This window comes from Actinomadura roseirufa (assembly GCF_900659635.1).
GTDB lineage: Bacteria > Actinomycetota > Actinomycetes > Streptosporangiales > Streptosporangiaceae > Spirillospora > Spirillospora roseirufa.
Window position 1 is genome coordinate 19377 of sequence record NZ_CAACVB010000074.1, and the last position, 13239, is coordinate 32615.

General features: G+C 70.1%; 9 protein-coding genes. 6 read left to right on the forward strand and 3 right to left on the reverse strand.

Annotated features, from left to right (window positions below; all coding sequences use genetic code 11):
• Positions 1-143 precede the first annotated feature (143 nt).
• Entirely contained in the window at positions 144-770 is a 627-nt protein-coding gene (locus E1291_RS17795) for a superoxide dismutase family protein (protein WP_131738941.1), read from the reverse strand.
• Between the two features lie 180 nt (positions 771-950).
• The gene (locus E1291_RS17800; RefSeq protein WP_207400783.1) at positions 951-1160 is read right to left on the reverse strand and encodes a DUF397 domain-containing protein; all 210 of its coding nucleotides are present in this window, start codon (positions 1158-1160) and stop codon (positions 951-953) included.
• A 285-nt stretch (positions 1161-1445) separates the two neighbouring features.
• On the opposite strand from E1291_RS17800, the gene E1291_RS17805 reads away from it, so the two are divergent.
• Positions 1446-4328 (forward strand): tetratricopeptide repeat protein, encoded by a 2883-nt coding sequence (locus tag E1291_RS17805; RefSeq protein ID WP_165495169.1) that lies wholly within the window; start codon positions 1446-1448, stop codon positions 4326-4328.
• Here E1291_RS17805 and E1291_RS17810 read toward each other — a convergent pair.
• Positions 4325-4996, reverse strand: a complete 672-nt coding sequence (locus E1291_RS17810; protein WP_131738943.1) for a MerR family transcriptional regulator — start codon at positions 4994-4996, stop codon at positions 4325-4327. The genes E1291_RS17805 and E1291_RS17810 overlap by 4 nt on opposite strands.
• A 354-nt stretch (positions 4997-5350) precedes the next feature.
• On the opposite strand from E1291_RS17810, the gene E1291_RS17815 reads away from it, so the two are divergent.
• The 5 genes from E1291_RS17815 to E1291_RS17835 all read left to right on the forward strand — a co-directional run bounded on the left by E1291_RS17815 (position 5351) and on the right by E1291_RS17835 (position 12295).
• Complete coding sequence (locus tag E1291_RS17815; protein ID WP_131738944.1) at positions 5351-7540, forward strand: MMPL family transporter; 2190 nt, start codon at positions 5351-5353, stop codon at positions 7538-7540.
• The gene (locus tag E1291_RS17820) at positions 7533-8579 is read left to right on the forward strand and encodes a substrate-binding domain-containing protein (protein ID WP_131738945.1); all 1047 of its coding nucleotides are present in this window, start codon (positions 7533-7535) and stop codon (positions 8577-8579) included. The genes E1291_RS17815 and E1291_RS17820 overlap by 8 nt, the downstream gene beginning before the upstream one ends.
• 1223 nt (positions 8580-9802) lie before the next feature.
• Positions 9803-10186 (forward strand): hypothetical protein, encoded by a 384-nt coding sequence (locus E1291_RS43285; protein WP_207400784.1) that lies wholly within the window; start codon positions 9803-9805, stop codon positions 10184-10186.
• 236 nt (positions 10187-10422) lie between these two features.
• Complete coding sequence (locus tag E1291_RS17830) at positions 10423-11136, forward strand: DUF6193 family natural product biosynthesis protein (RefSeq protein ID WP_131738946.1); 714 nt, start codon at positions 10423-10425, stop codon at positions 11134-11136.
• 823 nt (positions 11137-11959) lie between these two features.
• Positions 11960-12295: a hypothetical protein gene (locus E1291_RS17835; protein ID WP_131738947.1), complete on the forward strand. Its 336-nt coding sequence runs from the start codon at positions 11960-11962 to the stop codon at positions 12293-12295.
• Positions 12296-13239: the final 944 nt, after the last annotated feature.

Genomic DNA, 13239 nt, shown 5'->3' on the forward strand with positions numbered 1-13239 from the left:
CGGCGGGCCGGTGCTCCGCGGTCCGCCGAGCCGGCTGGCGACCTCGACGGCACCTCGGCGGGCGCGGCCCCTCCGCCCGCGCCCGCGCGGTGACGCCGTGCACGGCCGCCGGGCCGTCGTCCGGCCCGGTGACGCTCAGGGCACTACGACCGGCGCGTCGCGCCGATCACGCCGCACGCGGAGCGCCCGCCGGAGTCGCCCGCCTTCAGCGTGTCGGCGTCCGGTCCCTTCCCCGTTCCGGAGGAGTAGCGCTCGGGGATGTTCGCGTGGTTGTCGGGCAGCGCGTGCACGACGATGGCGCTGCCGTCGGCGTCGGTCAGCTGCGCGGCCTGGAAACGGTCGGTGACCGACTCGCCCGCGCCCCGCCCGTCCTGGCCGATCAGCAGGTTCGGCAGGTCGCCCGAGTGGTTCCCGTGCCCGTGCGGGCCGCCGAGGTCGAGGTGGGGGCCCGCCGTGAAGAACGGGCTGACCTTGCCCGTGCTCGGGTCGACCGCGGCGGGGTCGCACTTCCCGACCGCGTGCACGTGGAATCCGTGGAACCCGGCGGGCAGGCCCCACACCCGCACCGAGAGCCGCTCGGCGGTCCGTCCGGCGGGCGTCACGGTGAGCGTCCCGACCTGCTTGCCCTGCACGTCGCGGATCTGCGCGGTGAGCTGCTGCCCGCCGTCCCCGCCGGCCGCCTGCACCGCGGCCGAGACCAGTAAGGTCCCCGCCAGCCCGCCGAGCGTCGCCAGCGCCGTCACCTGGGCCGCCGACAAGATCTTCTTCATGCCTGCCCCTTCCCGGGCCGGCCGGCGGGCAGGGTGCCACGCACACGACCGCGTCCCGCGTCGCCTGCCTTGGTAACCCCGCCCGCCCGCCACCGCAAGCACTTCACTCGATTTAGGCACTTATAGCCCAAGAGTGACTGTTAACGCGAAATCACCCCAGCCGAAACGGATTCCGGCCGATCATCCCAGGTCGCACCCGCCGCCTTTCAGCCGCCGCAGGAACAGCGCCCATTCGGCGGGAGAAAAGAGGAGCTTCGGTCCATCCGGATCGCGGGAGTCCCGCACTCCGACGGCCACGACCAGCCCCGCCACCTCGACGCACTGACCTCCGTTGTCGCCGCTGCGGCTGCTCTTTCGCCACCGCGCCACCGGCGCGTCACCGTCGCTCACGAATCCTCCAAGATCTGGCCGCCCATGACTTCCGGCCCCCCGACCTTAGACATGTCACAATAGGACGCGCAGCGATTACCAAAAGAAGCTCACGTCCCCCCGGCCGCCCGCACCTCCCCCAAAGCCCGCCGCTTCGAGATGTGCCGCGAGAGCGCACGGTGAATACCCCGAGCGAGCACACCGCCGACCAGAGAATTCCCCCACCCTGCTCATTAAGACGCGCCCGTTGCGGCATTTCGAGCACATTCCTAACCCGCCGCGAAAGGACCCGACACGATGGGCGCGGTGCACCGATCGATCGTCTGCTCCGACATCGAGGGCTTCGGCGACCCCCGCCGGACGGACCGCGACCGTGTCGTGGCGCGCCGGGGGCTCTACCGGGCTCTGTCGGAGGCGTTCGACGGCTCGGGGATCCCTTGGCGGACCTGCCATCACGAGGACCGCGGCGACGGTGCGCTGATCCTGGTGCCGAGCGAGGTGCCCAAGGAGATCCTGATCACCGATCTCCCACGGCGCCTCGCCGCGGAACTGGCCGTCCACAACCGGGATCGGGACGGGCCGGCCCGGATCAGGCTGCGGGTCGCGGTGCACGCTGGCGAGATCCGTGAGGACGAGCACGGGGTGATCGGCAGCGCGATCAACCTGGCGTTCCGGCTGCTGGACGCCGAGCCGTTCAAACGCATTCTGGCGGGCTCGCCGGGGGCGCTCGCCCTCACGGTCTCCGACTGGTTTTACACGGAGGTCGTCCGGCATGCCCCAAGAGACGTGGCCTCCTCTTATCGCAGCGTCCAGGTCAAGGTGAAGGAGACCGACACCCTCGCGTGGGTCTGCCTGCCCACCAGCCCGTTCTGGGAGAGGACGGGCACGGGCGAATCGGGTACGGACGACAGGGCTCCCGTGCCGCGCGCACCGGCACCGCCGCCGGATGAGCCGGTGACCCCGCCCCGGGAACTGCCCTCCGACACGGGCCGTTTCACCGGCCGCGAAGCCGAGCTGTCGCGGCTGCTGACCTTCGCCCGCGACGCCCGCCGCCCCGCGGGGAGGGCGGCGGTCTGCGCCATCGACGGAATGCCCGGCATCGGCAAGACGGCGCTGGCCGTTCATGCCGCCCATCGGCTCGCCGATCGGTTCCCCGGCGGCTGCCTGTTCCTGGACCTGCACGGCCACACGCATTCGGTCTCACCGGTGGACCCGGCGGCGGCACTGGAGCGGATGCTGCGCGCGCTCGGGGTTCCCGGCGGGCGCATCCCCCATGACGCGGACGAGCGCGCCGCGCTGTATCGGAGCCGGCTCACAGGGACGCGGACACTGATCGTGCTCGACAACGCCACCGGTGCGGAACAGGTCCGCCCGCTCCTGCCGGCGGAGGCGGGCTGTCTGATCCTGGTGACGAGCCGGAGCCGGCTCGCCGCCCTGGACGACGCCCTGCCGCTCTCCCTGGACGTCCTCTCCCCTTCCGAGGGGGTGACGCTGTTCCTTACGAGTGCCGCGCCCAGCCGCGTCGACGACATCGACGCCGTCGCACGGATCGTCCACCTCTGCGGACGGCTCCCGCTCGCCGTCCGGATCGCTGCGGCCCGCCTGCGCTCCCGGCCCGCGTGGAGCGCGGCGGACCTGGCCGAGCGGCTGGCCGAACGGCACGACGCCCTGACCATCCTCGCCGACACCGAACGCGACGTCGCCGCGGCCTTCGCGCTCTCCTACCGCGGGCTGACCCGAGACCAGCGGCGCATGTTCCGATATCTCGGACTCCACCCGGGTGCGGACGCCGACGCTCACGCCGCGGCCTGCCTCGCGGGCACGACCGTCGCACGGGCGCGCCGGCTCTGCGAGGACCTGCTCGACGTCCATCTCCTGGACCAGTCCACACCGGGCCGTTACCGGTTCCACGACCTGATCAAGGCCTTCGCGGCCCGGACCGTCGCCGACGAGCCCGAACGCCCTCGCCGGGCGGCTCTCACAGCCCTGTTCGACCACTACCTGAGCACGGCGAGCGCGGCCATGGACGCTCTGTACCCGGCCGAGCAACAGCGTCGCCCCCACATCCCACCGGCCTCATCACCGATCGCACCGGTGTGCGAACCGGCCAGCGCGCTGGCATGGCTCGACGCGGAGCGTCCCAACCTCGTGGCCGTCTGCTCTCATGGCAGCGCGCACGGCTTGCCCGGCCACACGATCCGCCTGGCCGCCACCCTGTTCCGTTACCTGGACGTCGGGGCTCACCTCGCCGACGCCGAGACCGTCAACCACCACGCGCGACGGGCGGCGTCGGACACCGGTGACCGCTCGGGCGAGGCGCACTTCCTGACCAGCCTTGGCGGCGTCCAGTGGAATCAGGGCCGCTACGAGTGCGCCGCCGAGTCCGTCCGGCGGGCGCTGGAGATCTTCCGCGAAGCGGGTGACCGCTTCGGCCAGGCCCGTGCTCTGAGCAACCTCGGCATCATCTACTGGCGCCAGGGCCGCTACCCCGAGGCCGCCGACCACAGCCGACGCGCCCTTGTGATCTACCGCGCCTCTGATGACCTGGCCGGCCAAGCGCGCGCTTTGGGCAACCTCTGCCTGGTGCGCTGGAGGCAGGGCGAACACCAGCAGGCCATCCGTGCCGCACGGCGGGCCCTGGCCTGCTACCGCGCGCTCGGCGACCGGCGCGGCGAGGCCCGCATACTGGGCAACCTCGGCAACGTCCGCCATCATCAGGGCCGCCACGCGCTTGCGGTTCACCACCACCGCAGTGCCCTGGCCTTGTATCGCGAGATCGGTGACCAGGCAGGCGAGGCGGACGCGCTCACCAACCTCGGGCTGCCCCTCCAACGGCAAGGCCACCTCATTCGGGCCGCCGACCACCACCGGCAAGCCCTGGCGATGTACCAACGGCTCGGCGACCGTAACGGCCAAGCACGTGCCCTCAACGGGCTAGGCCAGGCGCTGAACGAGCTGGGGCACCCCACCCAGGCCCGCGCTCACCACGACATGGCGCTGGCCCTCACCTCGGAAACGGGAGACCGCTACGAACTCGCCCGAGCTCACGCGGGCCTGGCACTCGCCCATCGCGGTCCCCTGGCCCGCCACCACCGGCAGCAGGCCCTCTCCATCTTCGATGTGCTCAACGTCCCCGAGGCTGGTGGGTTGCGCGAGCACTTTGCCAAGCCACGGGCGGGTGCGAGTTAGGGGTCCGTGGCGGCGACCGAGCCGATCGCGGGCGGTCCGGTGGGGGCGTCGAAGACCTTGGCGGACTCGTTCTCCTGGGCCAGGCGCCGGAGGGCGGCCATCAACGCGTCGCCGAGAACCGTCCACAGGACGACGGCCTCCGCTTTGCTGTCGGTGGTCGCGTGACGGGCGATCTCCCGCAGCTCCGCCTTGGCCAGGATGTCGGCGGCGTCGGCGTAGTGACCGAGCAGCCCCGCCAGGCCGCCCTGTCCGAGGCGGTGCAGCGCGGCGACGGTCTCCAGGAGATTCACCAGTGCGGGAGCGCCGGGCCTGATCTGCCAGTCGCGGTCCTCGATCAGATCGTCCACCATGGCCCGGGCCTTCTCCCAGTCCTCGTCCTCCAGGTTGTGGGGCCGGGTCGGGGTTGCCGCGTACTGGGCCTTGCCGAGCGCCTGGCGGACGTTGCCCGCGCCGTCGATGGCGGAGAGCGCGCGCTTGGCCGTGGCGACCGGCAGGCCCCCGACCTCGATCAGCGCGCGGGCCAGGCGCAGGCGCCGCAGGTGCTCCTCGGCGTACTGCGCCTGGTTGCGGCTCGTCAGCTCGCCCGGGGGGATCAGGCCCTCGCGCATGTAGTACTTGATGGTCGGCACCGGGACCCCGCTGTTGCGACTCAGCTCGGCGATCCGCATGGTTCCTCTTCTCTCGGCGTTCCCCTGGTCCGGCACGGTGAGGGCCGATCTCCCTCACCCTAGAGGGCGCCACCCGGGTGCGCCGTGACGCGCCCGGCTCGGTGCGCCGCCGGTACGGGGAGCGAGGTCTTGTGGCCGACCCGGGTCCGCGCACTGGTCCGACTTCGCGGCCACAAGCAGGACTCGCCCCATCCTTCCAGTGGAGGAGGGCCGGCTTCGTGACCTGGGGTTTCCTCGGCTGATCCAGAGATTCGGACGGCATCGGCGCCCCGTCGGGCGCCTTGTGCGGTCGGGACGGCGCATGGATACTCCTGGTGCCAATAGTGGTGAGCACTACTATCCATTGAGGTTGCCATGTTCGCGCTTCTCGGCCGGATGGCCGCCCGGCGCCGCTGGTGGGTCGTCGCCGGGACGGTCGTCCTGGTGATCGTCGCCGGAGTCTGGGGCACCGGCGTCTTCCGGTCCCTCACCGGCGGTTCGGGCTTCGACGATCCGAACAGCGAGTCCGTCCACGCCAACCGCGTCCTCGAGGGGCCTCTCGGGCGCCATGTCGCCGACGTCGTCGTTCTCTATCGGGACCCGTCGAGGACGGTCGACGATCCCGCCTTCTCCGGGCCCGTCCAACGCGCCGTCGCGGGGCTGCCCGCGGGCTCGGCGAAGTGGCTCCAGACCTACTGGTCCACCCACGACGACGCGTTCGTCTCCCGCGACCGCCACGCGACCTACGTCGCCCTCCAGCTCCCGTCCGACGACGAGCAGGAGCGCGTCAAGCAGCTCAAGGCGCTGAAGAAGAACTTCCAGGTCCCCGGCATGAGGGTCACATTCGGCGGCCTCACGTCCATGACGCAGCAGGTCAACCAGCAGTCGCTGCGGGACGTCGCCCGGGCGGAGATGTTCTCCATGCCGCTGCTCCTCCTGCTGCTCGTCCTGGTGTTCCGCAGCGCCGTCGCCGCCGCGCTCCCCTTCGTGGTCGGCGTCACGGTGGCGTTCGGGTCGCTGGTCGCGCTGCGGCTGATCACCTTCTTCTCAGAGATCTCCACGTTCGCCGTCAACGTGGTCACGCTCTTCGCGCTCGCGCTGACCATCGACTACGGGCTCCTCATCGTCAACCGCTTCCGTGAGGAACTGGCCCGGGGCCTGCCGGTCGAGGACGCCGTCGAACGGACGGTCGCGACGGCGGGCCGCACCGTCCTGTTCTCGGGCCTCACGGTCGCCGCCTCGCTGACCTGCGTGATCGTCTTCCCGTCCCGGTTCATGCACTCGATGGGCTACGCCGGGGTGTGCGTCGCGCTGTTCTCGGTGCTCGGCTCGCTGACGCTGCTGCCCGCGCTCCTCACGTTCGCCGGGCACCGGGTCGACTCGCTGCGCGTCCCCCTCCCCGGACGCCGCCGGCCCGACACCGCGCACGGCCGCTGGTACGCCCTCGCCCGCACGGTGATGCGACGCCCCCTGGCGGTCACCGCCGGGGTGGTGGTCCTCCTGGTCGCCCTCGGCCTGCCGTTCCTCAGCGCGAACTGGGCCCGTCCCGGCGACTGGGTGCAGCCCAGGAACGGCGAGGCCCGGTCGGTCACCCGCGAGCTGGCTACGCGCTTCACCGCCGACCCGGCGAAGGTCATGACCGTCGCCGTCGAGCTCCCCGGCCCCGCCGACCTGCCGGGAACGCGCGCGGCCCTGGACGACTACGCGCACCGCCTGGACGCGGTCCCGAACGTCGACGGCGGAAGGGTCACCGGCACCAGCGGTACGACCGCGCGCATCACCCTCGGCTACTCCATCGACCCGATGTCACGCGCCGCGCGCACGATGGTCTCCAAGGTTCGCGCGGAAGCCCCGCCGCAGGGCGCCCGCGCCTCGGTCACCGGGATGCCCGCCTCCCGGGTGGACATCGTGCACATGGTCTCCTCCCGGCTGCCCTGGATGGCGCTGTTCGTCGGCCTGGTCTCCTTCGCCGTCCTCTTCCTGGCGTTCGGCTCGGTCGTCCTACCGCTCCAGTCCGTCGCGCTGACCGTGCTGTCCCTGTCGGCCGCGCTCGGCGCGATCCGGCTCATCTTCCAGGACGGCTATCTCGACGGGGTACTGGACTTCGTCCCGATCGGCGCCGTCGACGTCAACTTCCCCCTGCTCGTGGTGGTGATCGCCTTCGGCGTCGCGATGGACTACGAGGTCTTCCTGGTCGCCCGCATCAAGGAGGAGTGGGACCGCACCGGCGACCTCGAGGAGTCGGTCGCCCTCGCCGTCCAGCGGACCGCCCGGATCGTCACCAGCGCCGCGCTGCTGCTCTGCGTGGTCGTCGGCGGGTTCGTGTTCTCCCAGATCACCGTGATGAAGATGATCGGCGTGGGCGTCGTGCTCGCGGTGCTCGTCGACGCGACGCTGGTGCGCGGGCTGCTCCTGCCCGCGACGATCAAGCTGATCGGACCGCGCCTGTGGTGGTCTCCGCGACCCCTGGCGCGCTGGTGGGGCCGACACGGCGCGGGACGCCACGAGGCCACGCACACCCCACCCGTTCCCGACCTTTCCGAAACCGGAGGCCACCATGCGTGACCGTTGGACCCGTGCGGCCTCGGCCGTCCTCGGCGCCGCCCTGGCGCTGACCCTGGCCGCTGGCTCACCCGCCGCCGCCGATCCCGCCACGGTGCCCCGCACGACCGACGTCGTCGGAGTCGGCGCCGACACCACGGAGGTCCTCTTCGACGACCTGGCGGCGGACCACAACACCCGATCCCCGGGCCGCCGCCTGTTCAGCTGGCGGACCCGCGGCTCCCAGACCATCCGCCCCAAGGCCGGATGCCGCCCGATCGTCCGGCCGTCCGGCTCGTCCCAGGGAATGGACGCGCTGGTCGCCCGGCAGACCCTGCCCGGCGGCCGGCCGTGCGTCGACTTCGCCCGGACGATCCGGCCCCGGCTACCCGGCGACCCTTCGACGATGGTCTTCCTCCCGTTCGCGACCGACGGCCTGACCTGGGCGGCCAACGCGACGGGCCACGCACCGGCATCGCTCACCCTCGCCCAGCTCGCGGACGTCTTCACCTGCCGGGCCCGGACCTGGGACCGCGTCGGCGGCACCTCGACCGCCACGATCGAGCCGATGCTGCCGATCGTCGGCCCGGGCATCACCTATTTCCTGGAACAGCTCGGGGTGCACGAGGTCGGCGCCTGCGTGCGGACCGGCGTCCCGCAGGACCAGGGCACCGACCCCCTCATCGCGGGCAACCCGAACGCCCTGGTGTGGTACTCGATCGCCAAGTACCTCGCCCAGGCGGAGTACGGCCACGACGACGTCCACGGCTCCCTGTCACTGCGCCGAATCGAGGGCCTCACCCCGACCGTCCGCAACCCCGCGACCGACCGCGTCGAGATCAACAACGGCCAGGCCACCGGCGTCCCGGCTTTCCCGCCGCCACTGATGATCACACAGTCGATCGTCCTCCTCACCGAGAAGAACGGCCGCATCCCCCACCACCTGGCCCACCTCTTCGTAGGCCCGAACAGCTGGCTCTGCTCCACCCCACGAGCGCAAGCCCGAATCGCCGAGTACGGCTTCCTCCCCCACCACGGCGCGACCTGCGGAAAGCCGGAGTGACTCCTGAACCAGCCGGCTGGGCGCGCTTCCGTCCCCGGAAGTGTGCCCGGCCACGTTTCGGCTCCTCGCACCGATCCCTCAACACCCACGAGGCAAGGGCGGATGATGAGCGGTACAACGGACGATCTGCAAGCGTGGTGGGACGCGAAGGTGACCGCCGCCGGCGTGGCCGGTTCGAGCCCGATCGCGAGACCTTCACTGCTCCTCAAGCCACAGATCAGGCATGTTCCCGAGGACCGGAAGCATGCCTGATCGTCGTTGTGCCTACCAAAGCGCGTCCACGGCCGCTCTGACGAGGACCCGGAAAGATCACGTCCACCTCCCGCGCTCCGTCCTGGATCAGGACCCACGCCCGCGGCCCAGCACGGCATGTCGACGACCTCGACGTCAAGGACGCCGATGCCGGCGAGGCCGCAGGCGGTCTGGCTGAGCGCGGTGTCACATCCCCCGGTCACCACGGCGATGGCAGACGTGACTTCTCGCTTGAGGGCGAGGTGGACATGGGCGGGCAGGCCCGTCACCGTCCCGGTGGCGTGCCGGCCGGCGGTGTTCCGCAGACCGGCGCCGGGCGCGGTGGTGAACCCGCCACGACGTGCGGAGACGGTCCGGAACGGTGACAGCACCGTTCGGCGAGCGCGCCCCGTCGGCGCCGATGCCGGGTCCACCCACCCCGGTAGTCCACAGGCTCTGGCCCGATCTAGGAGTGTCGAGCTCGACGACCACGAGACCGGACGAGCCACAGGCCATGCCGACGTCGCAGGGGTCGTGGTTCCAGCACGACGGATCCGGGCCAGGTCGACGATTGCAGGGCCGTGCCGGTCAGTCCGGAGCGCGGGCCGCCCACCATCGGGGCACAACGGAACACTCTCCGCCCGCGCGACACATTCCAGGGCCACAGCCCGCGGGTTGGCCATCGTCATGCGGCGGCCTCCGGTCGGCAGTTGGCCTCAGCGGTCGCGACTCTAGGGCACAGGTCCATCGCGATACGGTTCGAAGGTGATCGACGAAGAAGCGGCCCGGCTCGGAGAACAGGCCGCACGTCGCCTGGTTCAACTGGGCGGCTGCGTGATCGAGGCGGGGCTGACCGAAGCAGAGTTCACTCGCGTCGAGCACGAGTACGGATTCGAATTCGCCGACGACCACCGCGCGTTCCTCGCCGCCGGGCTGCCGGTCCACGAACCACGGGAAGAGGACCCGGCCACCTACTATGCCTGGGAAGGACCATGGCCGGACTGGCGCAACGGCGACCCAGAGAACTCCGCCTGCAGCTCAACTGGCCGATCGACTTCCTGCTCGACGACGTCCAGCACAGGCATTGGCGACCCGCCTGGGGTGAGCGGCCGGATTCCGGCGAAGCAGCCGTCGAGCTGGCGACATCACAGCTGGCCGGGGTACCGAAGATGGTCCCCGTCCATGAGCACAGGTTCTTGCCCGCAGGCCACGGCACCTTCGGCCACCCGGTCCTGTCGATGCGGGGCAGCTACATCATCTACTACGGCGTCGACCTGCTCGACTACATCACCCAGGAGTTCAAAGAGCCCCGGCCCGAGCGCCCTGACGACTGGGCGCCCCAAGCCACCGTCCCATTCTGGCGCGACTATCTCTGACACCGACGCGCCGCTCTTAAAGACCACGGTCATGCCGATGTGACGGCGAAAACGCGGTGAACAGGTCTGCGACTCCCCCTGGAGACTAGATCCACGATGGCCAGGTGGCGATCAGAAACCCATGTCCGGCCTACTGGACCAGACCGCCGATCCAATCGGATCCCACATTTCGTCTCCCCCTTCGCCACCACGGTGGCCGCCACTGCACACCGCGTGGGCAGAAGATCGGAATCTCAATGAGCCAGGAACCAGCCCCTGCCGTTCTCTACCCGGACGTGGCCGCCCACGGCAGTCTCGCCGCGGCACTGCGAGCCGCAGCCGCCGGCCAAGGGCCGTCCCTTCCCCTGACCGTCACCTCGTCCGATCCACTGCGCCATGCCACGATCGCCAGCGTCGTCCCGCACCGCCATGCGTCCTACGTCACAGCGTGGCGTCACGAACGGCGCTGGACCATCCAGGGCTCGTCCAATGGCAGGCTCATGATCCGCGGCGCCACCGGGGACTTGCCCGAGCTTCTCCCAGTGATCCGTGGCTGGGCCGACGGGGCCGGCCTGGACGAGATCGGGCAGGCCGCGCCCTTCGAGCTGCTGACCGGACGCTTCGAGGTCCCGGACGACAACGTCGCCGACCTCATCGCCTCAGAGTGGCAGTGCCTCCTCAAGGAGGCCGCCAACGCCGGCTGGCCGCAGTACCAGGCGCTCATCGAGTCCGCCCACGCCGACCCAAGGCTCCGCAGGCTCTATCCCTTGACCAGCCACGATGCGCTGAGCTTCTCTAACACACCCCACTATCCGTTCTCCCCCGCCTTCGTCTCGATCGGCTCACTACGGGGAGCCGGCGGCTACACCATCAAGGATCGGTGGAACCGCCCCGCTCTCCACCACGTCACCACAGCCGCCGAAGCGATCGCCATCGCCGTAGACCGAATCCCCACCGCAGACGTCGCCTGAGGTCCCTGCGCAGGACTCCTGACATCGCTGAGAACGAACACGACCGACCCCGGCCGACCGCACCCAGGCGGCCAACCGGGAGGGCACCGCCGTCAAGGCACCGGCCCACCAGCACCAGGACGCCCCAACACCATCCGACGCGCCACACGGCCCGCGCCGCCTCGCGGCTGGAGCACCTGAGGCCGACGGGGCCTCCCGGCCGCGCGCGGCCGGCATCGAGCACAGTGAGCTGGCGCCGCGCTTCGCACTCATCGGCGCCTTTCAATGATCTCGCGCCTGCTCCCTCGACAATGGATCGCGCATTTGCACGACACGCTCCGCACACATCGTGGTGATGCAAGCGGCAAAGGTCGAGCAGCGCGTTGACCGGGGAAGGCTGGTCCCATGTCTGGAGCGCCACAGAACCTTCCCCGCGCTGTCAGAGAGACCCGGGCTGACCGCCATGTAGGCCAAGATCACCCCACGAAACGCAAGTCTCGGCCCCGCGTTACCTCGCACCCTGGATGGGGATCCTCCGCCACACACCAAGCGGCCTCGCCCGTAAACGCCCCGACTGTCAGGTGCGACGACGCTCCCCAAAGGCACCACAGACTCACACCCACCCGTTGTCCAGTCCCACGAGTGTCCAGTCCCACGAGTGGCTGTGAGAAGTATCGTCACGCCCTCAAGAGCGTGCGCAAGCGGGCGTGAGCGAGTTCCACCGAGCAAGCAGCACCAGGCTCTGGGCAGCGGCTTCTGGACCGTCGACGCCTGGGCTGGAATCTGTCCACGGCACCGGCTAAATTGTCAGCCAGAAAGAGCAGTAGATGCTAGGGTCACGGACGTGTCGCTGACAGATCTCAGGTTCGGCTTCCGGGATGCGGAGCAGCTGGCCCATGTTCGTAGGCATATCCACTGCCGGTTGGCCGACGACAGGCGGCAGCAAGAATGCCGTTACCTCATGCGCTTCTGGTGGCAACTCGGAATGCCCTATACCGAAGTGACTCTGGAGCAGCTTCGCACGCATGTGAGCGAGCGGAAGATGGAGGCGATCGATATGCTGATCGCCGCCATCAGGACGTCACACGAAGAGATCGATGCATGGGCGGACGCCGTTCAGCGAGAATTCCCGGTCATTTTCGATCGTGGCAGTGGAGAAGCGCGCGGCCAGGTGGATTGAATCCTGCGCTCTCGGTCATTGCCCACGATGTCGCTACGGGCACCGCCCCGCACGTGGACGGCAACCGCGTCTCCCACCCCAAGCGTATGCGGATTCTCCACAGAAGCGTGATCGCCCAGGTCGGAGCCACCCCCGCGCGGCTCGCTCATGCCCTGGCCGAAGCCGATGGCCCGTCCTGCGTAACCGGACCGGACGCGATCAGGTCGGCCCCGGCCGACAGGCCAACAGCCAAGGTCGGACCCGACAGTCGAGCCGGCCGACCGTTCATCCTCGGAACGTCGCTGACACGCTCACCGCCCCGTTGGAGCAACGGCTTTGGGCTTCGCAGCCGCAGCCCCGGACGGCGTGCGCGCTAACCCGTGGCGCGCTTGGTAGGGCACACCAGTACGACGAGCAGCGAGGCGGTGGCCGGCATCGGGTGCGGCCCGGCTTGGAGGGCGGCGCCGTCAGGGGGCGGCAGCTTTGCCCGGAGACCGGCGGGCCGTAGTCAGGCGGGGATGAGAAAGGCCCCGTTCCGATCTTGCGGACGGGGCCTGACCTGCGCTTATGGGAGCATGTTCAAGCTCCCGCGATTGGACTCGAACGGGGATCATGAGGCCCTGACCTTGGCGCGGCGGCTGTTCTAGGGCCATCTTCCGTCTACAGGAGTCCAGGGGAGTCCACAGATGTCCAGGGGCGTTGTGCCTCAGTTTGTCCCTCAACGTGAAGGCGCTGAACCAGAATGACCTAGATCGGCCCCCCTTCGGCGGGACGTCTTCCCAGGGACAGCCCCAGCTCGCGCTCCCCAACGACGTGAGGTTGCCCGCCCCCCGCTAGGAGGAGGCGCTACTAATCAGGGTTAATTGGTGTTGGCGGGGGTGGTGTTGAGGGTGAGGCCGGTGGTGGTCAGGCAACCGTCGATCACGTCGGGGTGGTGCTGGATCACCTTGAGGCGGTGCTTGATC